The 25,104-nt window shown below is 68.3% G+C and carries 21 protein-coding genes and 1 pseudogene; 6 read left to right on the forward strand and 16 right to left on the reverse strand.

Annotation, left to right across the window (positions count from 1 at the left end):
* Nucleotides 1-23 precede the first annotated feature (23 nt).
* Both sppA and GBZ48_RS15440 read left to right on the forward strand, forming a co-directional pair.
* Nucleotides 24-1,775: a signal peptide peptidase SppA gene (gene sppA, locus GBZ48_RS15435; protein WP_174471843.1), complete on the forward strand. Its 1,752-nt coding sequence runs from the start codon at nucleotides 24-26 to the stop codon at nucleotides 1,773-1,775.
* 145 nt (nucleotides 1,776-1,920) lie between these two features.
* Entirely contained in the window at nucleotides 1,921-3,492 is a 1,572-nt protein-coding gene (locus GBZ48_RS15440; RefSeq protein WP_174471844.1) for an MDR family MFS transporter, read from the forward strand.
* A gap of 24 nt (nucleotides 3,493-3,516) precedes the next feature.
* Here the strand turns inward: GBZ48_RS15440 and GBZ48_RS15445 are convergent, their stop codons facing one another.
* From GBZ48_RS15445 to GBZ48_RS15465, 5 genes are all read right to left on the reverse strand, one after another.
* A complete protein-coding gene (locus GBZ48_RS15445; protein ID WP_174471845.1) occupies nucleotides 3,517-4,605 on the reverse strand; it encodes an AI-2E family transporter in 1,089 nt (362 codons plus the stop codon).
* 238 nt (nucleotides 4,606-4,843) lie between these two features.
* Entirely contained in the window at nucleotides 4,844-6,274 is a 1,431-nt protein-coding gene (locus tag GBZ48_RS15450; protein WP_174471846.1) for a sensor histidine kinase, read from the reverse strand.
* Between the two features lie 147 nt (nucleotides 6,275-6,421).
* Nucleotides 6,422-7,102 carry a winged helix-turn-helix domain-containing protein gene (locus GBZ48_RS15455; protein WP_109047384.1) on the reverse strand — a complete coding sequence of 227 codons (681 nt, stop codon included), beginning with the start codon at nucleotides 7,100-7,102 and terminating at the stop codon, nucleotides 6,422-6,424.
* A 217-nt stretch (nucleotides 7,103-7,319) separates the two neighbouring features.
* Complete coding sequence (locus GBZ48_RS15460; protein ID WP_174471847.1) at nucleotides 7,320-8,924, reverse strand: DegQ family serine endoprotease; 1,605 nt, start codon at nucleotides 8,922-8,924, stop codon at nucleotides 7,320-7,322.
* Between the two features lie 175 nt (nucleotides 8,925-9,099).
* Entirely contained in the window at nucleotides 9,100-9,519 is a 420-nt protein-coding gene (locus GBZ48_RS15465; protein WP_174471848.1) for a secondary thiamine-phosphate synthase enzyme YjbQ, read from the reverse strand.
* A 138-nt stretch (nucleotides 9,520-9,657) separates the two neighbouring features.
* Between GBZ48_RS15465 and GBZ48_RS15470 the strand changes: the two genes are divergently transcribed.
* Together GBZ48_RS15470 and GBZ48_RS15475 are read left to right on the forward strand one after the other, a co-directional pair.
* The gene (locus GBZ48_RS15470; protein ID WP_174471849.1) at nucleotides 9,658-10,107 is read left to right on the forward strand and encodes an SRPBCC family protein; all 450 of its coding nucleotides are present in this window, start codon (nucleotides 9,658-9,660) and stop codon (nucleotides 10,105-10,107) included.
* Between the two features lie 114 nt (nucleotides 10,108-10,221).
* Entirely contained in the window at nucleotides 10,222-10,845 is a 624-nt protein-coding gene (locus tag GBZ48_RS15475) for a nitrogen fixation protein NifQ (RefSeq protein WP_343049553.1), read from the forward strand.
* Between the two features lie 6 nt (nucleotides 10,846-10,851).
* Here the strand turns inward: GBZ48_RS15475 and GBZ48_RS15480 are convergent, their stop codons facing one another.
* From GBZ48_RS15480 to GBZ48_RS15530, 11 genes are all read right to left on the reverse strand, one after another.
* Entirely contained in the window at nucleotides 10,852-11,205 is a 354-nt protein-coding gene (locus GBZ48_RS15480; protein WP_174471851.1) for a cupredoxin domain-containing protein, read from the reverse strand.
* Complete coding sequence (locus GBZ48_RS15485; RefSeq protein WP_211105764.1) at nucleotides 11,202-11,612, reverse strand: response regulator; 411 nt, start codon at nucleotides 11,610-11,612, stop codon at nucleotides 11,202-11,204. Before GBZ48_RS15485 ends, GBZ48_RS15480 begins: the two co-directional genes overlap by 4 nt.
* A 131-nt stretch (nucleotides 11,613-11,743) precedes the next feature.
* Nucleotides 11,744-13,120: a response regulator gene (locus GBZ48_RS35970; protein ID WP_209798126.1), complete on the reverse strand. Its 1,377-nt coding sequence runs from the start codon at nucleotides 13,118-13,120 to the stop codon at nucleotides 11,744-11,746.
* A 222-nt stretch (nucleotides 13,121-13,342) separates the two neighbouring features.
* A complete protein-coding gene (locus tag GBZ48_RS15495) occupies nucleotides 13,343-14,989 on the reverse strand; it encodes a sensor histidine kinase (protein ID WP_174471852.1) in 1,647 nt (548 codons plus the stop codon).
* A 399-nt stretch (nucleotides 14,990-15,388) separates the two neighbouring features.
* On the reverse strand, nucleotides 15,389-17,872 hold the full coding sequence (locus tag GBZ48_RS36740; protein WP_174471853.1) for a methyl-accepting chemotaxis protein: 2,484 nt from the start codon (nucleotides 17,870-17,872) through the stop codon (nucleotides 15,389-15,391).
* Between the two features lie 139 nt (nucleotides 17,873-18,011).
* Nucleotides 18,012-18,302, reverse strand: coding sequence for a hypothetical protein (locus GBZ48_RS15505; RefSeq protein WP_174471854.1), 291 nt, complete (start codon nucleotides 18,300-18,302; stop codon nucleotides 18,012-18,014).
* Between the two features lie 54 nt (nucleotides 18,303-18,356).
* Nucleotides 18,357-19,697 (reverse strand): acetyl-CoA carboxylase biotin carboxylase subunit, encoded by a 1,341-nt coding sequence (accC, locus tag GBZ48_RS15510; protein ID WP_174471906.1) that lies wholly within the window; start codon nucleotides 19,695-19,697, stop codon nucleotides 18,357-18,359.
* Nucleotides 19,698-19,717: 20 nt separating this feature from the next.
* Nucleotides 19,718-20,167, reverse strand: coding sequence for an acetyl-CoA carboxylase biotin carboxyl carrier protein (gene accB, locus GBZ48_RS15515; protein ID WP_098740163.1), 450 nt, complete (start codon nucleotides 20,165-20,167; stop codon nucleotides 19,718-19,720).
* A 22-nt stretch (nucleotides 20,168-20,189) separates the two neighbouring features.
* On the reverse strand, nucleotides 20,190-20,639 hold the full coding sequence (gene aroQ / locus GBZ48_RS15520) for a type II 3-dehydroquinate dehydratase (RefSeq protein ID WP_012973695.1): 450 nt from the start codon (nucleotides 20,637-20,639) through the stop codon (nucleotides 20,190-20,192).
* A 166-nt stretch (nucleotides 20,640-20,805) separates the two neighbouring features.
* A complete protein-coding gene (locus GBZ48_RS15525; RefSeq protein ID WP_343049555.1) occupies nucleotides 20,806-21,645 on the reverse strand; it encodes a substrate-binding periplasmic protein in 840 nt (279 codons plus the stop codon).
* 163 nt (nucleotides 21,646-21,808) lie between these two features.
* Entirely contained in the window at nucleotides 21,809-23,281 is a 1,473-nt protein-coding gene (locus tag GBZ48_RS15530) for a dynamin family protein (RefSeq protein ID WP_174471856.1), read from the reverse strand.
* A 153-nt stretch (nucleotides 23,282-23,434) separates the two neighbouring features.
* Here GBZ48_RS15530 and GBZ48_RS15535 point away from each other — a divergent pair, with 153 nt between their 5' ends.
* Together GBZ48_RS15535 and GBZ48_RS15540 are read left to right on the forward strand one after the other, a co-directional pair.
* Nucleotides 23,435-24,172, forward strand: a complete 738-nt coding sequence (locus GBZ48_RS15535; RefSeq protein ID WP_246307210.1) for a hypothetical protein — start codon at nucleotides 23,435-23,437, stop codon at nucleotides 24,170-24,172.
* Nucleotides 24,173-24,714: 542 nt separating this feature from the next.
* Nucleotides 24,715-24,970 (forward strand): annotated as a pseudogene (locus GBZ48_RS15540) (helix-turn-helix domain-containing protein); the annotation flags it as partial.
* Between the last annotated feature and the right edge of the window lie 134 nt (nucleotides 24,971-25,104).

The following is a 25,104-nucleotide window of genomic DNA, read 5'->3' on the forward strand; positions in this document are numbered from 1 at the left end:
CGAGGCCACACAGGGTAGGTATCATGGCGATCGTCCGTTTCTTCGTCCGTCTGTTCGCGCTCATCGGCCTGCTGCTGGTGGTCGGCGCGGTGGCGGTGGTGGTGCTGGCGGTCCGTCATGAACCCACCCTGCCCGCCGCGGTGGTGCTGGAACTCGACCTGACCAAGCCGCTGGCCGAGAGCGACGACGGCAAGTTCGGCAGCCTGTTCGAGCACCAGACCACGCTGCGCGAGGTGCTGGACGCACTCGACGGCGGCCGGCGCGATCCGAAGGTGAAGGGCGTGCTGGCCCGCTTCGGCGACGACAGCATCGGCTTCGCCCAGACCCAGGAGCTGCGGACCGCCATCGAGCGGTTCCGCGCCTCGGGCCGCTTCGCCGTCGCCTTCGCCGAGGAGTATGGCGGGGCCGGGGCCGGCAACCGCTCCTACCTGCTGGCGAGCGCCTTCGACGAGGTCTGGCTGCAACCGCTGGGCACGCTGGGCATCACCGGCCTGTCGGCGGAGCTGCCCTTTGCCCGCGACGCCTTTGACCAGCTGGGCGTGCAGCCGAGCTTCGCCCAGCGCGAGGAATACAAGAGCTTCGCCGAGACCTTCACCAAGTCCGGCATGACCCCGGCCAACCGCGAGATGATGGAGGCGCTGGTCACCGACCTCGGCAACCAGCTGGTCGACGGCATCGCCAAGAGCCGGCGCCTCGCCCCCGCCGCGGTGCGGACCGCCATGGACAAGGCGCCGCTGTTGAGCAAGGAGGCGCTCGACCAGAAATTCGTCGACCGGCTCGGCTATGCCGACGAGGCGCGGGACGAGGCGCTGAAGCGGGCCGGCACCGGGGCGGAGACGCTGGACCCGGCCGATTACCTGTCGGTCGCCGGCAGCCCCAACGGCGAGGGGCCGACCATCGCCCTGATCCATGCCGTCGGCACCATCACCGGCGGCGAGAGCGGCAAGCCGACGGTGGGCGGGATGTCCGCCGGGTCGGAGACCATCGTCAAGGCCATCGAGGAGGCGGCCGACGATCCGGAGGTGCGCGCCATCCTGTTCCGCATCGACAGCGGCGGCGGCGCGGTTTCCGCGTCGGAAGCGATCCGCCGGGCCCTGGTCAAGGCGCGGCAGAGCGGCAAGCCGGTGATCGCCAGCATGGGCGACACCGCCGCGTCGGGCGGCTACTGGATCGCGCTGGCCGCCGACCGCATCGTCGCCTCCCCCGCCACCGTCACCGGTTCCATCGGCGTCGTCGCCGGCAAATTCGCCATCGGCGGCCTGTCAGACAAGCTGGGCATCCATTGGGACCGGGTGCAGGGCGCAAAGAATGCCGGCATGTGGTCGCCGCTGCATCCCTTCGAAGGCGGCGAATCCGAACGGCTGAACGCCATCATCGAGGACACCTACGCCAACTTCCTGCAACGGGTGGCGGAGGCCCGGCGGATGACGCCGGAACAGGCGCGCGGCATCGCCAAGGGCCGTGTCTGGACCGGCGCCCAGGCCCGCGAACTCGGCCTCGTCGACGATCTGGGCGGCCAGGAGCAGGCGCTGACGCTGGCCCGCACCGCCGCCGGCCTCTCCGCCGACGCCCCGGTGAGCCTGGTCCCCTACCCGCCGCCGAAGTCGGTGACCGACCAGATCCTCGATCTGGTGTCCCGCAAGGGCGAGCTGGTCGGCGCGCTGGCCGCCGTGGCGGAACTCCGCCCCCTGCTGGCGCAGCTCCGCCCGCTGCTGGCCGCCACCCAGGGCGACGGCATGCAGGCCCGCATGCCGCCGATGTCGCTGGGGCGGTGAGTCCAAGCATTCAGAAAAATCCCCTCTCCCCCGCTCACGCGCAAACTTCGTTTGCGCTGACGCGACAGGCGGATCGAAGATCCGCCGAAAGCGAAGAGAGGGGGTTCTCACCGTTCGAAGATCTTCACGTCCGAGACGCCTGACCATGACCGAGACCGCCACCCGCGCCGCAGAGTCCGATGCCGTAAAGCTCGATCCGGCCCATCCCGTCTTCACCCACCAGGAAATCCTGCGGGTGTTCAGCGGGGTTGCACTGGCGATGCTGATGGCGGCGATGGACCAGACCATCGTCGCCACCGCGCTGCCGACGATGGCGAGCCAGTTCGGCGGTCTGGAGATGCTGCCCTGGGTGGTCACCGCCTATCTGCTGACCTCCACCACGACGACGCCGATCTACGGCAAGCTGTCGGACCTCTATGGCCGCAAGCGCGTGCTGCAGACGGCGATCCTGCTGTTCCTGGTCGGCTCCGTCCTGTGCGCGGCGGCGCAGAGCATGACCCAGCTGATCCTGTTCCGGGGGTTGCAGGGGTTGGGCGGCGGCGGGCTGATGTCGCTGGCCTTCACCATCATCGGCGATGTCGTCGCCCCACGCGAGCGCGGGCGTTACCAGGGCATGATCGGCGGCGTCTTCGCGCTGGCCAGCGTCGCCGGGCCGCTGCTGGGCGGCATCTTCACCGAGACCATCGGCTGGCACTGGATCTTCCTGATCAACCTGCCGCTCGGCGTCGCCGCACTCGCCATGACCCGCAGCACCCTGTCGCGCCTGCCCGCCGGCCGCGCCAGGCCGCGCATCGATCTGGCCGGGGCGGCGCTGCTGACCGGGGCGGTGACCAGCCTGCTGGTCGTCGCCACCCGCGGCGACGCCATGGGCTGGGGCAGCCCGGCGGCGCTGGCCCTGCTGGTGGCCGGCCTCGTCATGCTGGTGGTCTTCCTCTGGCACGAGCGCCGGATCGAGGAGCCGATCCTGCCGCTGCACCTGTTCCGCCGCCCGGTGGTGGCGGTGGCGACGCCGGTGGTCGCCGTGTCGGCGATGGTGCTGTTCGCCGGCATCGTCTATCTGCCGCTGCACCTCCAACTGGTGCAGGGGGCCAGCGCCACGGTGTCCGGCCTGCTGCTCCTGCCGCTGGTGCTGGGCATGACCGTCGGGTCGGTCGGCGGCGGACGGCTGATCGCTAGGACTGGGCGCTACAAGGCCTTCCCGCTGGCCGGGCTGGCCCTGTCCGGCGTGATGTACGCCCTGCTGGGCAGCCTGCCGGCGCTGGCGGCGGACGGGTTGTGGTCGACGCTGATCTTGGTGCCGCTGGGCATGGGGCTGGGTCTGGTGATGCCGGTGATGACGGTCGCCGTGCAGAATGCGGTGGAGCACCGCGACCTGGGCGCCGCCACCGCCGCGGTCGGCTTCTTCCGCTCGCTCGGCGGGTCGGTCGGCGTCGCGGTGTTCGGCGCCGTCTTCAACGCCGTGGTGTCCGAACGGCTGGAGGGGGCCGGCCTGTCCGGCCGCGCGGTCCTGGAGCATGGCGCCGCCGCCCTCGCCGGCCTGCCCGCCGACGCACACGGCGGGGTGGTGGCGACGCTGGAGCACGGCTTCGCCACCCTGTTCCTGCTGGCCGCGGCGCTGGCGGTCGTCTCCTTCGCCATGACGCTGTTCCTGAAGGAACTGCCGCTGCGCTCCGCCAACCCCGGCCGGACGGAGGCCGCCCCGGCCGCGGAAGGCTGATGGGGCGGGCCGAACGGTCAGCCGTCAGGAATGATCGCTGGGGAAGTGCCTGGGCTGCCCCAGCTTGTCCTCGATGTAGAGCAGGTTGACCAGCACCAGCACGACGACGGCGAGCGGCGTCGCCAGGAACATGCCCATGATGCCGAACAGCACGCCACCGGCGGCAATCGCGCCGATGGTGACCACTGGCGGCAGATCGACCACCCGCTTCTGCAACAGCGGCGTGATCACGTTTCCTTCGATCTGCTGGATGACCAGATAGAGTCCGGCGACCCACAGCGCGTCCTGCGGCGACTGGGCGAAGCCGATCAGCAGGGCCGGCACCGCCGCCAGGAAGGGGCCGACCAGCGGGATGAACTCCATCAGCCCCGCCACGATGCCCAGCGCCAAAGCCGACGGGATCCCGAGCAGCCAAAGCCCGACCGCGATCATCGTGCCGACCGCCGCCATCGCCACCAGCTGCCCGATCAGCCACTTCCACAGGCTGTCGCCGGCGACATCCATCACCTCGCAGGCCCGCTTCTGGCCGCGCGGCGGCACCAGCAGGACGACGCCGCGCTGATAGAGTCCCGGAGACGCCGCCAGATACAGGGCCGCGAACATCACCACCACCGCGTCGCCGACGACATAGACGAGGCCGGAGGCGAAGCTGCTCAGCTGGTTCATCCAGGGCCATTCCTTGCCCTGCTCCATGATGCGGTCGCGCCAGCCGTCGGGCAGCATGCCCATCGCCTTGGTCACCTGCTCCTGCAACTGGCCGAGCTGGGACGCCATCGAGGTGCCCATCAGCCAGCCGCCGCCGCCGACCAGAAGAACCAGCGTCAGCAGCACGATGGCCAGCGACCAACCATGGCCGAGCCCAGTTGCCCGCTGCACATAGCCGGTCAGCCGCTGCAACAGGATGGCGAACAGCACGCCGGTGAAAATCAGCAGCAGCGTGCCGGAGATCCGCCACAGGAAGATGCCGAGCGCCGCCACCCCGGCGACGATCAGCACCTTCCAGGTGAAGACGGCCAGCTCGCCGCGCCCGGCCCGCGCCGGCGGTTCGGTCTGCGCCGCCCCGCCGCCGGGGGGTGTCGCTTGATAGGCGGTGGGCCGGCTGGGTGTCGCCATCTCTTCAAACTCCCGCACTGGCGGCCGCCGGAGGGACAGCCTCGCGGGAAGAACGCGCGGAATCCGCGGACGTTGCGCAATGTCGGCAGGTTAGGCCATCGGCGGTAGTCCGAAGATCGGTATGGAAGCTGCCCCGAACCGCCCCATATCAGCAGTGACGCCAAGGAGTCATTCTCGCTGATGTCACTTTAAGAGCCCGCCTCACGGCGGGCTTTTTTTTGCCCGATACCGGCCTCCCCTACCGGCGTGCCTCCGGCGGGAACAGCAGGCTGACCTTCAGGCCGGGCTCGTTGTCGCTCAGCTCCAGCTTCGCGCCATGCAGCGTCGCCACCGCATCGACGAGGCTCAGCCCCAGCCCGTTGCCGGGCGAGGCGCGGGCGGTGTCCAGCCGGACGAAGCGTTGCAGAACCTTGTCGCGCATGTCCGGCGGAATGCCGGGGCCGCTGTCGGCGACCTCGATGCAGGCGGCGCGGCCGGGGGCCGGACCGTCGAGGACCAGCGTGATATTGCCACCGTCCGGCGTGTATTTGATGGCGTTGTCCAGCAGGTTCGACACCACCTGGGCCAGAAGCTGGCCATTGCCGTGGACGACCGGCTTGCCGCGGATGTCGACGGACAGGCGCTGCCCGCGCTCGTCCGCCACCGGTTCGTAGAGGTCGGCGGCGAGTTCCACCACCTCCGCCAGATCGACCGGCACGAAGTCCTGCCGCTTGGCGCCCGATTCCGCCTCCGCAATCGACAGCAGGGCGGTGAAGGTGGCGAGCAGCCGGTCGGCCTCGACGATGGTGTCCTGCAACACGGAACGATAGACCTCCGGGTCTTCCGTCTCGTGCAGCAATGCCAGTTCGATGCGGGAGCGCAGGCGGGTCAGCGGCGTGCGCAGGTCATGGGCGACGCTGTCGGTCACCTGCTTCATGCCGGTCATCAGCCGTTCGATGCGGTCCAGCATGGCGTTGAGGTTGCCGGCCAGCCGGTCCATCTCGTCGCCGCCGCCGAACCGCGGCACCCGGTCGGTCAGATCGCCGCTCATGATCTGGCGGGTGGTGCGGTTGATCGCCTCGATCCGGCGCATGGCGCCGCGGCTCATCAGCAACCCGCCGCCCAGCCCGAGCAGGGCGGTCGCCCCCAGGATCCAGCCGAGCGAGCGGAACATCCGGGTGCGCAGCTGGTCGATCTCGCTCATGTCGCGGCCGACCAGCAGGCGGAACTGCCCCGGCAGCGTGAAGGTCACCGCCTGGGCGGTGGAGGGCCTGTCGTTCACCCCGCCATAGTCGGCGACCTTGAAATGGGTCCAGCCGCTGGCATTGGGCACCGCCGCCGGCCAGCCCGACAGGTTGCCGGCCAGAATCACCCCCGCCGCCGTGGTCAGCAGATAGATGGAGTTGTTGTTGGCAACCGCGCTGCGCGTCCGCACCACATCGACGAGGCCGGGCAGCCCGTAATTGCGGTAATGGTCCTGCAGGCCGGCGACCTCCAGCGCGATGGTCTCGCCGATCTCCTGCTCCAGGAATCCCGCGGTGGTGCGGTAGACGACGCCCAGAATCAGCCCGACCGACAGGACGAACATCGCCAGATAGAGCAGCGCCAGCCGGAACGCCGTGGTCCGCACCAGCCGCAGCCCGGCGGCGACAAAGCCGTGCAGGCCGGCAGAATGAGCTTCGGTCCTCAACAAGAGCCCTCTCCCCCCCGGGGAGAGGGTTGGGTGAGGGGGATGCATTGCGAGGAGCGTCCGGCAAACGGTTCCCCCTCACCCTGCCCTCTCCCCGGGGGGGAGAGGGGAATCGCCGCCGTCAAAATCAAAGCTCCATAAGGTCTTTTACGCCTCCGCCGCGCGCAGGCTGTAACCGGCGCCGCGCACGGTGTGGATCAGGGGGGTGGGAAAATCCTTGTCGATCTTCTGGCGCAGACGGGCGATGTGCACGTCGATCACGTTGGTCTGCGGATCGAAATGATAGTCCCAGACATTCTCCAGCATCATGGTGCGGGTCACCACGCTGCCGGCATTGCGCATCAGATATTCCAGCAGCGAGAACTCGCGCGGCAGCAGGTCGATGGCCTTGCCGGCGCGCCGGACGCTGCGTGACAGCAGGTCGAGTTCCAGATCGCCGACCGACAGGCGGGTCTGCGGCTGGGCCGCACCCCGTCGGCGCACCAGCACCTCGATCCGCGCCAGCAATTCGGAGAAGGCGAAGGGCTTGGTCAGGTAATCGTCGCCGCCGGCCTTCAGCCCCTTCACCCGGTCGTCGACGCTGCCCAGCGCCGACAGGAACAGCACCGGCGTGTCGTTGCCTGCCGCCCGCAGCACCTGGACCAGCGACAGGCCGTCGCGGCCGGGCAGCATGCGGTCGACGATCATCACGTCGTAATGCTCGGCCCCGGCCAGGAACAGGCCTTCCTTCCCGTCGTTGGCGACGTCCACCACATGGCCGGCCTCCTTCAGCCCCTTGGCAAGGTAGCTGGCGGCCTGGCGATCATCTTCTATGACGAGAATCTTCATGAGCACGAGTGTAGCCTCCCAAAACAGCCCGGCCAAGCACGACCGGACACTCCCTCTCCCGCCCCGGGAGAGGGAAGGGGCCCATGCGGAGCATGGGAAGGGTGAGGGGTAGCTCAAGGAACCATGCGCTTCTGGCCCTTTGGCTCACCCCTCACCCTCCCCACGCCTTCGGCGCGGGTCCCTTCCCTCTCCCGAGATGGGAGAGGGAGAGTTCACCTCACGCCTTCAGCTTCAGCGCGACGAAGGACTCGTTGCCCTGCCGGTTGATCAGCATCAGCAGCGCCTTCTGCCCGTTCTTCTCGGCCTCGGTGACCTGACGGCGGACGTCGGCGGGGCTCTTCACCTCGGTGTCGCCGACCCGCTCGATCACGTCGCCGGGACGGACCGGCACGTCGACGCTGGAGGACAGGCCGGTCACCACCACGCCCTGGACATCCTCGCCGATGCCCAGCCGCTTGCGTGCCGCCCGGTCCAGCGGGGCGAGCTTCAGCCCCTTCACCGGTGCGACCTCCTCATGCTCGGCGGTGCCCTTGCCGGAGTCGGTCTCGGCGGCGGCCATCTGCTGCTGTTCGGACAGACGGTCGATGCGCACCGGAACCGTCTTCTCGCGGCCCTCGCGCAGGATCTTCAGGTCCACCGTGTCGCCGGCCTTGGTGTCCGCGACATGGCGGGTCAGGTCGCGCAGGTTGTTGACCGGCTTGCCGGCGTAGGACAGCACCACGTCGCCCTGATGCAGGCCGGCGCGCTGGGCCGGGCTGTCGGCGGTCACCTCGGCCACCAGGGCGCCCTTGGCGCCGGGCAGTCCGACGCTGTCGGCGATGTCCGGCGTCACCTCCTGGATCTTCACGCCGAGCCAGCCGCGCTCGACCTTGCCGCTGTCCTTCAGCTGGGCCACCACCTCCTTGGCGAGGTTGGACGGGATGGCGAAGCCGATGCCGACCGACCCGCCGTTCGGCGAGTAGATGGCGGTGTTGATGCCGATCACCCGGCCGCTGAGATCGAAGGTCGGGCCGCCCGAGTTGCCGCGGTTGATGGCGGCGTCGAGCTGGAAGTAATCGTCGTAGGGGCCGCTGTGGATGTCGCGGCCGCGGGCCGACACGATGCCCTTGGTGACGGTGCCGCCCAGCCCGAACGGGTTGCCGACCGCCATCACCCAGTCGCCGACGCGGGTCTTGTCGCTGTCCGCCCAATCGACCGACGGCAGCGGCTTGTCCGACTTCACCTTCAGAAGCGCGAGGTCGGTCTTGGCGTCGCGGCCGATCAGCTTGGCCGGCATGGCGGTGCCGTCCTGCAAGGTGACGGTGATTTCGCTGGCGCCGTCGATGACGTGGTTGTTGGTCACGACATAGCCGGCGGGATCGATGATGAAGCCGGAGCCGAGCGCCCCGGTCTTGCCGCGCGGCCCCTGGTCCTGATCCTGGTCGCCGTCCGGACCGCCATTGGGCCCGCCATTCCGGTTCATCTGGTCCTGGAACTGGCGGAAGAACTCCTCGAACGGTGTGCCCGGCGGGAAGCCGGGGACCGCCGGGCCGCGCTGGGTGCGGGCTTCGGCCTTGGCCTCCTGGGTGGCGGCGATGTTGACCACGGCCGGGCTGACCTTGGCGGCGAGGTCGGCGAAGCTGGCCGGCGTGTCCTGCACCATGGCGACGGCCGGCGGGGTGGCATTCTGCTGGGCCTGCGACGCCGCCCATCCGGCCAGCGCCGGAGCCGTCAGCACCGTGGAGCCCAGCAGCAGGGCGGCGACGGTCCGGCGCAGGCGGCCCGCACGCCCGATTTCGCGCTGGGGCTTCGACTGGGAATTGGCGGGAGGAAGGGTGGTCATGACGGCGACACTCCGATCAGGCGATTCCGACTGTGGGGAGGTGGGCGGGCGGTCCGACCGCCGCGGCACCTCACCGCTCTTGTCCCCAACATAGGAACCCGCCCTTCACCGCCGCCTTGCGACCGGATGAAAGAAATTTCAGGCTGGCCGGATCGGCCGGATCGGTCTCGCAGGCCTACTCCCCGATCAGATGCAGCGCGATCTCCCGCCGGTGCGGCCGGGCGCGGTGTTCGAACAGGTAGACGCCCTGCCAGGTGCCCAGCGCCGGTTCCCCCGCCATCACCGGGATCGACAGGCTGACGCCGGTCAGGGCGGAACGGATGTGGGCGGGCATGTCGTCGGGCCCCTCGGTGGTGTGGGCGTAGAGCGACGGGTCCTCCGCGACCAGCCGGCGGAAGAAGCGCAGCAGGTCGGCTTGCACGTCGGGATCGGCATTCTCCTGGATGGTCAGGGAGGCCGAGGTGTGGCGGCAGAACACCGTCAGCAGCCCGGTCTCCATCCCCTGCTCCGCCACCCAGCGCCGGACCTGGGCGGTCACCTCGACCAGCCCGGCGCCGCGGGTGGAAACAGTCAGCGTCGTGACGGCTTGTCGCATGGCGTGCGGTCTCCTTCATGTTTCGCCCGCTTGGTTCCGGGGACAGGCAATACCAGATGTCTCTACCCCAACGGTGTCGCCCGAATAAAATCCATGGGCGCACTGTTTCTGTCGGAAGGCCAAGGAGGAAGACCGCGCATGGACATCACCGGCACCCACAGCGTTCCCGGACCGCGCGACCGCGTGTTCGCGGCACTCTGCGACCCGGCGGTGCTGATGCGCTGCATCCCCGTGCTGGAAGAGATGGAGCGGCTGTCGGCCACCGACTATGCGGCACGGGTCCGCACCACGCTTGGGCCGATGAAGGCGCGCTTTTCCGGCCGGCTGCGGCTGGAGCCGGAGGATGGCCCCCACCGCTACCGGCTGGTCGCCCAGGGCAATGGCGGGCTGGCTGGCGCGGTGAAGGGCGAGGCCTTCGTCGTGCTGGAGGAGGAGGAGGGGCGGACCCGGCTGACCTACAGCCTGTCGGTGGCGCTCGGCGGTGCGGTCGGCCGGCTGGCGGTGAAGCTGGTGCAGGCCAAGACCGACCGCGTGCTCGCCGGCTTCTTCGAGCGCTTCGCGGAGGAGGTCGACGGCCGCCCGGAGTGAAGGCGCGGGAGATGCGGCGCAATGCCGCAGGACCGGAGAGCGCCTTTCGCAGGTGCAGCATCATGGGTCAGGATAACAGGCGTCGCGGGTGCTCTTTGCCGGTGGAGATGCCGAGTGGTCCTGTCCCAGCCCGCTGCCCACAGCCTTGACCAGAATCCCGCTGCCGTCGCCGCCGCGACCGACCGCATGATCTTCGGCCGCATCCTGGCGCTTGCCGCCGCCGATCCGGCGCGGACGATGACAGGATCGCTGGCGCTGACCAAAGCCGATCTGACCGAGCTTGCCGCAAGACACGCGCCCGATTTCGCCGACGCCGTCGCCGCGCTCCCCGGTGGGGGTGAGGCCGGCGGGGACGAACCCGGCGAGGACGCCATCGAAGAGGCCGATCTGCGAGCCTTCCTGGCCGAGCATGGCGCGACGGGGGCCGACGAGGAGCGCTGGCTGGCCGCCATCCTGGCCCGCCGGTCGCTGGAGCCCAACCATCTGTGGCAGGATATGGGGTTCCACGACCGCGGCGAACTCAACACCATGTTCCGGCGGCATTTCCCGGCGCTGGTGGCGCTGAACTCCGGCGACATGAAGTGGAAGAAGTTCTTCTACCGCCAGCTTTGCGAGCGCGAAGGGCTGATGCTGTGCAAGTCCCCCAACTGCGAGGTCTGCGACGACGTCGAGGTCTGCTTCGGCGAAGAGGCCGGGGACCCACTGTCCACCCTCGCCCGCCTGGCGCGCAACGGGTAAGGAGGCTCAGCGCGGCTGGGCACCGAGATCCTCGAAGGCCATGCCCTTGTCGGTGCGGCGGAAGCGGGCTTTGCCGTTGACGGTCAGCGGCGGCTGGCCCGGCTGCGGCACGAAGGTGGCAGCGTAATAGCAGTCATACTGGCCGCTGCCGTCAGGGCTGGCGCCGGTTGGGCCGCCCTTCGGCTTCGCCTCGACGCAGCCCTGCTTGCGGAAATTGTCGAAGGTGCGGAAGGCGGCATTGCCCTGGCGCTCCAGCGTGCGGCGGGTGTGCGCCTCCACCAGCTTGCGCATGTCGCCCTCCGACGGCTCGCCCGAACAGGCGGCGAGCAGCAGCGCGGCGAGCAGAACGAGGCGCCTCACCGCCCGCCCAACAGCCGGTCGACCCGCTCCTTCAGGGCGGCGAAGGAGGGCGGCTTGACCACGAAGCCGTTGACGCCCAGCGCCATCGCCTGCTTCACGATCTCGGATTCGGTGTGGTTGGTCAGGAACACCACCGGGGCGCGGGGGTTGGCGGCTTCGGTGCTGGCGCGCAGGCGGGCCAGGAATTGCAGGCCGGAGACCGGCTTCATGTCGATGTCGCAGACGATCAGGTCGGGATTGACGCGGATGCACTCGTACATCGCCGACTCGCCGTTGTCGGCCTCCGTCACGTCGCGGAAGCCGATCTGGCTCAGGATCTGGACGATGGTGCGGCGGACGAAGGGCTGATCCTCGACGACCAGGATCCGAAACTGGGAATAGTCGATCGCCTGCATATCCACTCCCATGTCTCCAGCCAATACGCCGCATCCCACTGATACCGTCCGAACCGGCGGCGGGCAATCGAAGGTCGGTTACCGGCGGATGCAATATGATTTTGGTTCTGTAAATTTTCCGACAATTTGTAGTGCCGGAGCCGTCATCCGCCGGCCTGGACCCGGCCGGGGAACAGACGCTCCAGAACCGTGCGCAGACGGTCCATGGTCAGCGGCTTGTGCAGGCAATCGTCCATCCCGGCGGCGCGGCATCGCGCGTCGTCCTCGGCATCGGTGCCGGCGGTCAGCGCCACGATGGGCACGCGGCCGGCCTCCCCCGGCAGGGCGCGGATGGCGCGGGCGGCCTCGTGCCCGTCCATCACCGGCATCTGCACGTCCATCACGATCAGGTCGAACCGCCTGTCCGTCGCGGCGGCCAGCCCCTGCGCCCCGTCCTCCGCCGTCGTCACCGTATGGCCCAGCGCCTTGAGAAAGCCGGCGGCCACCAGACGGCCGATGGGGTTGTCCTCCACCAGCAGGACCGACAGGGCGGCGGGACGCAGCACGGCCCGCACCGGGATGCGGACGGTCAGCCACTCCCCCGCCGCGCCATCCGGCCCGCCGGTCGGCAGATCTCCGCCCAGACGCCGCACCAGCGGCTGGACCGCGGCCAGCACCAGGGGGCGCAGCCGGGCCGCCCCCCGGTGCCGCAGCGTCAACTCGGCGGCCTCACCGGCCGACCGCAGCGACAGGGACAGCGACGCTCCCCCCTCCGCGGCCAGCAGCGTCAGCAGCCCGCGCAGCCCGGCGGCATCGCCGGTGAACTCCTCGTCCGCCCCGCTTTCAATCGACATTGCCTTTGCCGTCGCCGCGTCAACATCGGCCGCCAGCGCCGCCAGCGTCAGGCTTTCCTCCGCCTCGGCGCCCGGCCCCATCGGGCGCAAGGCCGCCATTGTGGCCCGCAGGGCGGCGCCCGCCGCCTGGACGGCGAGCAGCCGGTCCTGCTGGCGCGGCAGCAGCGGCGATTCCAGCGCGGCCGACGTCAGCGCCATCATCGGATCGAGCGCCGCCGCAACCGCAGCCCCCGCCGCATCGAGCAGCGATGCAGCCTCGGCCCGGCCCCGCTGCGCCTCGGCCAGCGTCGTCCGCAGGCGGTTCTCCCGCATCTGGCGCCGGCGGGCGGCCGATACCGCGCTGCGCAGGGCATCGCCGTCGTCATTGCCATCGCCGGCCGACCGTGCATCCTGCGCCCCCGCCGCGATGAAGCCCGCACTGTCGTGCCGCTGCCCCTCCGGCAGCAGAACCACCACCGCCGGGGCCGGGTCCAGCCGGGCCAGCGCCTCGACCGCCGTCACCGTGGGGGCGTCGAGCAGCACCACCGTTTCCCCTGCCGCACCGCCGCCGCGCAGCCGGTCCAGGGCGGCGGCCACCGTGTCCACCCGCGCCAGCTCCGGGAAAAGCGGGGCGAGCATCTTTTCGGGCGCCGCCGCCTGCGACACCAGAAGCACCGCCTCATTTGCCGCCGACCTGGGGTGGATCATGGGTTGGGCCTTAAATCCTTCTGCCATTTTTCCTCGAACGAACCGTCAGCCGGCGATGGAGGTGGAAACGGAGGCCGTGGCAAAGGCCGGGCCGGGATAGCCGTCGCCGATCACCACCCGGTTGTGCCCCGCCGCCTTCGCCTCATACAGCGCGCGGTCGGCGCGGCCAAGCGCCCTCGTCCTCGACCAGCAGGATCTCGAAGGGAGTCGCCAGGTCCTGCATCAGGGGAATCCTCGGAAGGAGGGATGGGGCAGATGGATTGAGAAGGTGCTGCCGACGCCGGGGCTGGACAGGACGGTGAGGCGGCCGCCCAGCCGTTCCACCATCTTGCGGGCGATGGCCAACCCCATGCCGGTGCCGGGATGCTCGTCGCGCGGATGCAGGCGCCGGAACACCTCGAAAATCTGGTCGCGATAGCGCGGTTCGATGCCGATGCCGTTGTCGCGCACGTCGATCACATCATAACCGTCGACCCGCCGGTGGGAAATCTGCACCTCGGCCGCGCGGTAGGGATGGCGGTATTCGACGGCATTGGCGATCAGCACGATGAAGATCTCGCGCAGCCGCCGCTCGTCGGCCTGCACCGATGGCAGATCCGCCACGGCCACGGTGGCGCCGGCATCGGCGATGCGCCGCTTCAGCGCCGTCAACGCCGTCTTCAGCGGATCGCCGAGCGGGATGACGCCGCAGCTGAGCGGCACCCGGTCCTCCGCCAGGAAAAGCTGCACATCGCGCAGCAGCATCTTCAGCCGCCCGGCGCCGTCGACGATCTCACGGATGAAGCCCTCGCTCTCCTCGTCCAGCCTGCCCTTCTGCTGGCGCTCCAGCAGTTGGGCGTAGCTGGCGATGGCGCGCAACGGCTCCTGCAGGTCATGGGCCGTGGCATAGGCGAACTGCTCCAGCTCGTTCTTGGCACGGCCAAGCTCGGCGGTGCGCAGATCGACCTGCCGCTCCAGGGTGTAGCGGCGGCCGATCGCCATGAAGGTCACCATTTCGATCAGCAGCGACAGCAGAAAGAAGGCCATCTGGAAGCCGCAGTAGGTCGGGTCGCCGTGGGCAAGCCCCTCCCAGCTGGTGCGCGGGGCCAGCGCCAGATGCCAATATCCGTCGGGCAGGTTGATCCGCTCGACCAGCGGGTCGCCCTTCAGCGCCAGGGCGTCGCCGGCCACCTGCTGACCGCTGTCGGTCACCACGGCGAATCCCAGATACGCGGGCACCCGGTCGAACCGCACCTCGTTCAGGATGGCGCCGACGTCGAACACCAGCCCGACGGCGCCCCAGGGCTTGCCCGGCCCATAGACGATCTGGCGGGCGATCAGCCCCTGCCCGCCCTGCAGGAGGTTGACCGGGCCGTGGACGGTCACGTCGCGGCTGATGATGGCGCGCTGCACCGTATCGGCGAAGCCCGGCCGGGCGTCCCGCAGCAGGTCGTTGCCCAGCACCTTCTCGTTGCCCTCCGTCGGATAGACGATGCGGACGACGAAATCGGGGGCGGCGGAGATGTTGCGCACCCCCACCACCGACCGCCGCAGTCCCTCCGCATAGCGGGGGAACTGGTCGGCGAGGCTTCCGGTGCCGGACGCGACCTCGACGAAGGCGGTCAGGCCACGGACCAGGGAGACGCGCTCGTTCAGCGCGCTCGACAGGGCGCTGGCGAGCGACGAGGCGGTCAACGCTGCAGTTGCACGGTGTTCGGCCACCAGGACGCGAACATAGACGTCGCTCATCCAGACGTAGCCGACCGCCAGGACCAGCGTCACCAGCGCCTGGACGGCGGCGGGCTTCCAGAAGCGCAGTCCGCCCAACAGCAGGCGGCGGAGACTGGCAGGCACCGGACGGCGCGGCGCGGTCAAGGGCTGCGCCGTCATGATCGGATCCGGGCCTCCCCAGTGTGGGCAAACCCCGCCTGCCATGTCCCGCCCCGCTCCGTTCCGCCATCCAGAGCCGGCAGGAGCAGACGGAACAGGCCGCCGCCGGAAAGTGATTGGAAACATCCCGACGAGCAAGGCAAGGTTGTGGTATCGACCATCACTGCGTCCCGGCCTCTTTTCCGCCGAAGGGTTCCGTACAGCCGACGGGATGCTTCAAGCTGCATGCACCGTCGGCAATGAACGCAATCATATCCCTTCACCCAGAAAGGACTCCCCTGTGAAATTGTCACAGGGGATAAGTCCTCAACCTTGATGATGAAGAGGATGCATAACGTTCGGTGCGACGGATCGAGGACGGAGCGGCAGGCTTATCCGCGGGGATTTTCCGGTATGCGGTCAGGCTGCCACGTCGACCGGCGCACGGTCCTTGGTGGCGATTTCCACGGCCCGCGCGAAATCGCCCACCATCTTCTCCGCGTCGAAGGCCAGATGGATTCGGCTGTGCTCCACCGCCTTCACCACCACCGGCACCTCAGCCGCGTAGCGGTCGAGCCGCAGATGACCGATGGCCCCCGCCAGCGAACGGCCGTCGGTCGTCGTCACCGGATCGATCATGGCGCCGCCGATGGACAGGTTGCGCACGGTCACCGCCAGCCGGTCGCCGCCGATCAGCAGGGTTCCCGTCTCGTCCACCTGGAAACGCGGCTTGCGCCGGCGGTCGGCATCGCCGGTGGAGGTGCGGACGATGCGGACCAGCACCTGCCGCAGGCTCTCGATGGAACGGGCGACATCGCCGGACCCGTTTTTGACGTGGGTGGCCTGTTCGCCGGTGCGGTCGGCCTCTTCCGACACCGCGGCGATGCGGTACGACACTTCCTGCGCCGCCGTGGAGGTCTCCACCACGTTGCGGCTGATCTCCTGGGTGGCGGCAGACTGCTGCTCCATCGCCGCAGCGATGGAACCGGCGATGTGGTCGATCTCGGCGATGGTCCGGCCGATTTCCTCGACCGCCTGCACCGCCTCGTCGGTCACCGCCTGGATCGCGGTGATCTGGCGGGTGATCTCCTCGGTCGAGGACGCGGTCTGGTTGGCGAGGTTCTTCACCTCCTGCGCCACCACGGCGAAGCCCTTGCCGGCTTCTCCCGCCCGCGCCGCCTCGATGGTCGCGTTCAGCGCCAGCAGATTGGTCTGGCCGGCGATGGACTGGATCAGGTTGACCACCTCACCCACCTTCGCCACCGTTTCCGACAGCGAGCGGATGGTGGCCTGGGTGTGGTGGCCGCTCTCCACCGCGCGGCGGGTCACCGCACTGGAATGGGCGACCTGCGAGGAGATCTCGCGGATCGAGGCGGCCAGCTCCTCGCTGGCGGCGGCGACGGTCTGGGCGTTCGCCAGCGCCTGCCCGGCCGCGGACGCCACGGTCTGGGCGTTGATGCTGACCCGCTCGGCCGAGCCGGACATGCCTTCGGCATCGTCGGCCATGGCCCCGGTGCGCTGGGCGACCTCCTCCACCGCGCGGCCGGCCTCCCGCTCCACCGTCGACGCCATGTTTTCCAGGGCGCGGCGCCGTTCCTCGTCGGCATGGCGGGCGCGCTCGACGCGCTCCTGCACGGCATAGCACAGGCGCGCCTTCAGGCCGCGCAGCTGGCCGGCGATGAGATGGAATTCGGCCGCGGCCGGCAGGTCGATGATGTGGGTCTGGTCGTTGCGGGCGATGGCGTCGAAATCGACCGAGAAGGCGGCCAGCGGGCGGCGGACGGTGCGCAGCAGCAAGAGCCCGCAGAACACCGCCCCCAGCAGGACGGCCAGCCCGGCCGCCACGGCGAACACCAGATGCCAGCGGAAGTCCTCCAGCGCCCCCTCATACTCGCCCTTGGCGACCGTCAGCTGCAATTGCAGCAGATCCTTGTTGGTCTGGAACGCCGCCTGGAACAGCGGGTCGATGCGGTCGCGGACCAAGACCTCCAGCCGCAGCGAATCGCCCTGGCGCGCCAGTTCCATCGCCGGCTTCAGCCCCTCGTTCAGGAAGGCGGCGCGTTGCTTGGCGAAGCGTTCCGCCAGAATCATCTCCTCCGGCGTCATGAAGGTGGTGACATAGTCCGCCCACAGCCGGTCGATGGTGGCGGCGTTTTTGGCGATGCGGTCCTCGCGCTGCGCCATCGCCTTGGGATCGGTGCCGTCGCGGGTATCGATGATCAGGCGCTGCAACGTCTGCACATTGTCGCGCATATGGTCCAGAATCTCGCCGATCTGGACCGCCGGCACCGTGCGGTGCTCGTACACCATCTTCAGCGACGCGTTGCTGTCGGACATGCCGCGCAGCGTGACGCCGCCGACCGCCAGCATCGACAGGATCATGAAGGCGAAGATCAGGGTCAGACGCCCGGTCACCGTCGCCATCCAGCGGCGGAACCCCGCCCCGGCGCCGCGCCCGACCGCCTGCCCGTCGCGCACCGTCAGATGGCGCGCCCTGCCCTCGCGGATGTCGGCATAGAGCCGCTCCGTCGCCGCCACCTGATCGCGCGACGGCTTGGTGCGGATCGAGATGAAGCCGGTCACCGTCCCGTCCTCGATTACCGGCGTGACGTTGGCGCGGACCCAATAGAAATCGCCGTCCTTGGTCCGGTTCTTCACCAGCCCTTCCCACGGCCGGCCGTCCTTGATGGTCGCCCACAGGTCGGCGAAGGCCTCCTTCGGCATGTGCGGATGCCGGATCAGATTGTGCGGAGCCCCGATCAGCTCGGCTTCGGCATAGCCGCTGATGTCGGCGAATGCCTTGTTGACGAAGGTGATGCGCCCGCCCGTGTCGGTACGCGACACCAGCAGGACACCGTCTTCCATCACGATTTCACGGTCGGTGATCGGTTCGTTGAGACGCATGGGGCGGGGCCTCGTCGGACAATGGGCACGTTCGGGCAGGCAAGCCGGCGCGACGGGTCGCGACCGGTGGACAGAGAGAGGCCAGCGCACCGCCTGGAAAAAGCGATGGTTCGGCACAGCTAACGGAATGGCGTTTCGTCTACTCTGAGTAGCCCACATCCGCACTGACACAGATCAAGTCAGCAAGCGGCGTGCCATGCACTCTGAATTCTTCGCAAACCGCCGCTCCGGTAAAACCCTGATGACCGGGCGCGCGCTTCAAACTGTGATTCGCCGCGTCTGGAGTCGCAATTTGCGAATGAAAACGCGAGTCAGCCGGAAAATTATCAAATTGCAAAAGAACAGATTTCCCGCGGGGAAGGCGAATCTCCACATCAGAGAACATTAATAAAGAAAAACCCCTCTCTCCATCTGGAGAGAGGGGTTTCATAACTGCGACATTCTGCCGCAGTATTTCCGCGTATGTGAAAAATGCCGCGAGCGGTCAGGACTTCGCCATCAGCTGTTCCAGCCAATGGATGTCGTAATTGCCGTCGATGAAGGCCTGCTGTGCGATGATGCGGTCATGCAGCGGCAGCGTGGTCTGGATGCCGCCGATCACATACTCTTCGATGGAGCGGCGCAGGCGCATCAGGCACTCGTTCCGGGTGGTGCCGTGGACGACCAGCTTGGCGATCAGGCTGTCGTAATGCGACGGCACGCGGTAGCCGTCATACAGTGCCGAATCGACGCGAACGCCCAGTCCGCCCGGCGCGTGATAGCCGTCGATCTTGCCTGGCGACGGGATGAAGGTCTCCGGGTTCTCGGCGTTCACCCGGCATTCGATGGCATGGCCTTCGAAGCGGATGTCCGACTGGCCATAGCCCAGAGGCGCACCGGCGGCGACGCGGATCTGCTCGCGAACCAGATCGATGCCGGTGATCATCTCGGTGATGGTGTGCTCGACCTGAAGGCGGGTGTTCATTTCGATGAAATAGAACTGCCCGTCCTCGTAGAGGAACTCCATCGTGCCGACGCCGCGGTAGCCGATGGCCGCCGCCGTCTTGGCCGCCAGCTCGCCGATGAAGGCGCGCTGCTCGGCGTTCAGCGCCGGGCTCGGCGCCTCCTCGATGACCTTCTGGTGCCGGCGCTGGACCGAGCAGTCGCGCTCGCCGAAATGCACGCAGGTGCCGTGGGTGTCGCCCAGGAGCTGGATCTCGATGTGCCGCGGATGGCCGAGATACTTCTCCAGATAGACCTCATCGTTGCCGAAGGCGGCGCGCGCCTCGCCACGGGCCAGCTGATAGGCTTCCTTCAGCTGGTCGGGGTTGCGGGCGACCTTCATGCCCTTGCCGCCGCCGCCCGCCGCCGCCTTGATCAGCACCGGATAGCCGGTCTCGTGGGCGACCTTCTCCGCATCCTCCAGCGACGTCACCGGACCGTCGGAGCCGGGCACCACCGGCAGACCCTGCTCCATCACCGTCTTCTTGGCGGTGACCTTGTCGCCCATGACCCGGATATGCTCCGGCGTCGGGCCGATGAAGGTGAAGCCGTGCTCCTCCACCATCTCCGCGAACTGGGCGTTTTCCGACAGGAAGCCGATGCCGGGATGGATGGCGTCGACATTGGTGATCGACGCCGCCGACAGGATGGCCGGAATGTTGAGGTAGCTGTCGCGCGCGGACGCCGGACCGATGCACACGCTTTCGTCGGCGAGGCGGACGTGCATGGCGTCGGCGTCGGCGGTGGAATGCACCGCCACGGTCTGGATCCCCATTTCGCGGCAGGCGCGGTGGATGCGGAGCGCAATCTCACCACGGTTCGCGATCAGGATCTTTTCGAACATCGCCAAGGGAATGCCCCGCTTTACTCGATGATGAGGAGAACTTCGCCGAATTCGACCGGCTGGGCGTCGGACACCAGCACTTCGGCGACGGTGCCGCCGCGCGGGGCCTTGATCGGGTTCATGACCTTCATCGCCTCGATGATCATGATGGTCTGGCCGGCCTTGACCACGTCGCCCGGACGGACGAAGGGCGTACCGCCCGGCTCCGCCGCCAGATAGGCGGTGCCGACCATCGGCGAGGTCACGGCACCCGGATGGCTTGCCGGCTTTGCAGCGGCCGGCGCCGCCACGGCGACCGGAGCGGCCGCCAGGACCGGGGCTGCCTGGACGGCGACCGTCTGGGCGGCGGTCGGGCGGGTGACGCGGATGCGCTTTTCGCCCTCGGCGAACTCGATCTCGCTCAAGCCCGTCTCACGCAGGAGGTCCGCCAGCTTGCGGACCAGATCGCCGTCGATGTCGAAGCTCGCCATGATGTCAGTCGTTCCCGTTTCCTTAATCGCGGTCGATGATGTTCGCGATGGCGTCCAGCGCCAGAAGATACCCGTGCGGCCCGAACCCGCAGATCATCCCCCTCGCCACCGGCGAGATGTAGGAGTGATGGCGGACCGGCTCGCGCTTGAAGATGTTCGACAGATGGACCTCGATCACCGGCAGCTCCGACAGAATCAGGCTGTCCATGATCGCGACCGAGGTGTGGGTGTAGGCGCCGGCGTTGATGACGATGCCGTCATTTTCCGTGCGGGCCTGCTGAATCCACGAAACCAGTTCGCCTTCGTGATTCGACTGCCGGAAATCCACGGTCAGACCCAGCGTGTCGGCACGCTCGTGGCAGGCGGCCTCCAGGTCGTCCAGGGTCATCGACCCGTAGATTTGCGGCTCCCGCACGCCCAGCATGTTGAGGTTCGGTCCGTTGAGGACCAGAATCGACGCGTCGATGGCCACAGCCCGCGCCCCTTTTCCATGATCGAAACCGCGCGTTTATAGCACGAAGCACCGTCCTGTCCATGGCGACGGGGGCCTTCCGCGCGGAAAAGCGCGCCAAAATCCGGAAAATCGCCACGGCAGGGCCGGAAGACCGCGCGAACCCTCAGGGAAAACCCCAGCGATATCAGGGAGCAGGCTGAAGCGTGTGCCTGGCGAGCAGCTGGTGATAAACGCCCTGCTGCTTCAGGGCCTTCAGGCCGTCGTTAAAGGCGGCGACCGTCGCGTCGGCCCCCGGGGTGCCGCGTCCGACCACCAGATGCAGCGTCACCACGGCGAAGGGCCGGTCCGCCACCCGGATGTCGTCGGCCAGACCGGAGCGCTGAATCGCCGCGGCGCCGCTGAACTCGTCGATCACCAGAACATCGGCCCGCCCGGTCGCCACCATGCGCACGCAGGCTCCCAGGTCGGACGGGGTCTGCCGGGTCAGGCGGCCCTGTTCGACCATCGCCTCCAGCCCGGCCGGCAGGGCATAGCCCACCGGCTGGCAGATCGTCCGCCCCTGGAAATCCTCCAGACCGCCGGAGTCGCCGCCTCCGGCCCGGCCGTGAAACTCCATCCCGGACCGGTTCGACAGATAGACGAACTGCCGCACTTCCATCACCGGGTCGGAGAACAGCACCTCCCGCTCGCGCTCCGGCGTGCGGATATAGGGAAAGGTGGCGAGGAAACGGCCGGCCACCACCCCGTCATAGCCGCGCTTCCACGGCATGAAGCGCACGTCGTACCGACGCCCGCCGACCGCGAAGGACCGGCGGACCAGATCGGTCACCAGCCCGCCACCCGGCAGGTCGTCGCCGGTGTAGGGGGCATAGTCGCCGCCGGTCACCAGATCCAGGCCTGTGTAGGGGGCCTGAGCGGGATCCGTGCCACCGGGTTCCGAGCCGGGGACCTGAGCCTGCGGCTGAGCCGGGGTCAGGCACAGCAGCAGCCCGGCCAGGACAATGCCCGCGGCCGAGGATCTCACCGTGCCAATCGCTCCGTTTGCCGAATCCCGCAAGTCCGTTGGCCGCCCGCTGGTGGGTCCGGCGCCGCGGTCGCACGGCGCCGGCCAAGAATCTAACAGCTGAGATCTAACGGCCTGCACGCCGCACTGTAAAGAGCCGCCGACACTTGCCGCCGGCTTGCGGTCACTCAGCCGCGGCGGCCGGGCCGGCGGCGGCTTCCCGCGCACGGCGGCCGGCCGGATCGGTGTAGAGGTCGTTGATGCGCTGGACATGCACCGCCGTCGCCTCGCGGATGGCGAAGATCGCCTTGCGGGCCCGCCCGCCCCAGCCGGCGGGCTGCTTGGCGAAGATCGAGCGGAAGAAGCGGGTGTTCCGCAGGAAGGCCTGCCGCAGGTTCAGGTCGACGTCGCCGAACCGGTCGCTCAGGGTGACGGCGATGCGGCGGGCGAAGAACTGGCGCAGCTTGAAATGCCCGGCCAGGAACAGCCCGCCCAGCACCAGCGCGGTGCCGATCAGGTGCAGCGGAAGCCCGCTGTCGCCGGACTCGGACAGCCAGCCGAGGAAGGCGCCGAATCCGCCGCCCAGCGTCTGCACGGCGCTGCCCAGCAGCGCCAGCAGCAACACGCCCCACACCGCGTCGCCGATCAGCACGCGGCGGCGCCACGCCGCCATCGCCTCGCGCAGCTTGGGCAGCACCTCCCCCTCCACTTCCTTGGTCAGGCTGTCGATGGAGCCGATGATGCGATAGGCGCGGGCGACCTCGACCTCGTTGATGCGGGTCTGGAGTTCGGCCAGATCATGGTCGCGGCGCGCCTGGTAGCGGGCGCGGCGGCCGTCATCCTCGATGTCCACGGCGGAGCGCTGATCGTAGATGGCATAGAAGCGGCCCGACACCAGCCCGGCCTGGGCGATGGCGCGCTGCCAGGCGCCGAACACCGCTTCGAGATTGTCCTCCTTGGCGGTGGTGTCGACCTGATTGAGGATGTAGCAGACCTTGCGGGCGTCGGCGCGGTTGACCGTCTTGGCGACCAGATGGCGCAGCGTGTCCTGCATGGCGCCCGGCTCCGGATGGCGGGCGTCGAAGAAGACGAGCACGAGGTCCGATAGCTCGACGATATGGTCGACCAGCCTCAGGACCGAACGGCGCTGGTCGTCGGCGTCGAAGCCCGGCGAGTCGATGAAGATCTTGCCCTTGGTCCGCGTCCCGGCCAGCGTCTTCAGTTGCAGGTAATTGTCGATCCGCTTGCCCTCGCCGGCGGCGACCTTCTCGATCTCGTCGGCGATGCGATAGAAGGGGAAACGCGGGTCGGCGTTCAGCGCGGTGCCGGGCAACGCCTCCTTGCGGGTTTCCGGACCGTGGCAGATGACGGTGAACTTGTCGTCCACCGCCTGATTGCCGGTGTTCTGCAACACCTCGCCCAGATAGCCGTTGAGGAAGGTCGACTTGCCGGCGGAGAAGGTGCCGAGCACCGCGACCATCGGCCACCAGGGGATGCGGGTGGTCAGCGATTCATGGCGGTCGATCAGCCCGAGCCCGGCCAGGATGCGGTCGAAGGCGCGGAAGGTCGGGAGGACCGGCAGCAGGTTGGGGTTTTCCGCCCGCAGATGGGCATCCAAAGCCGCGAGGCGCTGCTGAAGGGCTTGCCGGGGGGTCATGGCGGGCGAATTCCACTGTTGCACGGGCCGAAAAGAACGGCCCCTCTCTAGCACGGGCGGGACCGGCACCGGATATGAAATCTCCCTCATCTTCCGTCCCGGGATTTTCCGGGCTGGGGGTTGAGACAGGGACTCCAGGCGGTGTCGGGCGAAATGTCGCGGGAACAGGACCGGGCGGACACGCGTTTCCCGGCGATGGACGACAGCGACCATCAGGACGGCGGCAAGGGTGGCGGGCGCGGGGAGATCCGCGACGGCGGAGCCCTGCCGGCGGACGCCGATCAGGCGCATCGGCTGACCGCGGACGAGCTGGCCTTCCTGCTGCGCGACCCGATGCTGCGGGCGCGGGAGGCGGAGCGTGCCGCGAAGTCCAACCGCAGCCGCACCGAACGGCGGGCGGCGGACCCGGCCTATGCCGAGCAGCTGCGGGCTGGCGACCGCGAGCGCCAGCGCCGGCGGCGCCTGCGCGATTCCATCGGCCGGCCCGAACCGCCGGAACCGGCGGCCGTCGACCTGCCGGACCTGACCGTGGCCCAGGCGGAGGCGCGGCTCATCGACCATCTGGACGGCAGCCCGTCCGCCCAGGCGGCACAACTGCGCGGTCGGCCCGACCGCATCCGGCTCTATGCCGAGGCCTTCGTCGCCTACCGCATTTTGTCGGCCGGCGGGGTCCGGCCGACCCGCGGGACGCTGGCCGCCCTGCTGAAATCCCGCTTCGGCCGCACCGTCACGCCGTCCCAGGTCCAGAAGCTGCGCGACCATGTCGAAGGTTTCGCCATGGCCGGCGGTCCCTGGGCGACGGAGTCCCCCCACCCGTCCGGCACTGCCCGAACGAGGAGCACCCGCAAGGCCGATACGGATAGTCACGCACCACGGCCCCCGCGACCCTGAATCGCCGGCTCCGGACACCGGTTAACGGCGGCTTAATAAGGTTAATTATGTATTAACGCTTGTCTGGCCAACCATGCGGCCCGAACGGCCCGGCTCCGATGCAGCGTGACGGACTGTATCGGCCTTGAGAGAGGAAAGTTTCTCTCTGCTCTCCGGTTTATTTATTACAACCAGAAGGTTCTTCACCACCATTTGTGGCGGTGCAAATCCCATCCGTTTCCGATCACGGAATTTCTATAAACGAAAAGCTAACGCCCGAACGAATGGATGAGCCGAAAGACTCGGTGATTTCCGCAAAGGTATGAATGCAGGGATCCGGCAGAGCCTTGGCGCAATTGAGTCTCAGCATCGGCGAAATAATACAAAGCTGTAATATGACAACCCCTGCGAATGCTGCACCACCACCAATGCCTATCGGAATATGGCAAACACACACCAATATTCAGAAGTTTTCTCTTGAATCGCTTCAACGAATGTGTGAACAATCTTTTCATTATCGCAAAGACAAGCCGCGGAAGACTGGGCAGCGGAGACCAATGGACATGAGTGAACCGACGGCGCGCAAAAGAGGACGACGCGGATCGCCGGAGTCCTGGTCTGTGGATGCCCATGTCGGGCAACGGGTGCGGATGCGCCGGACCCTGCTGGGGATGAGCCAGGAAAAACTGGGTGAAGCGATCGGTCTGACCTTTCAGCAGGTCCAGAAATACGAACGCGGCTCCAATCGTATTTCGGCCGGTACCCTGTATCGGCTGAGCCAGGTTCTGGACGTTCCCGTAAGCTTCTTTTTCGATACCTACAATGACGCCGACAGCCCACGCCGCCCCCGCGGCGGTTTCGAGGAGTCGGACGACAGCAGCAGCCAGATCAGCCGGCGCGAGGCACGGTTGCTGCGCCTGTGGCGCGCCGCTCCCTCCCATGTGTCGGACGAG

The organism is Azospirillum melinis (assembly GCF_013340935.1).
In the GTDB taxonomy this organism is placed as follows: Bacteria; Pseudomonadota; Alphaproteobacteria; order Azospirillales; family Azospirillaceae; genus Azospirillum; species Azospirillum melinis.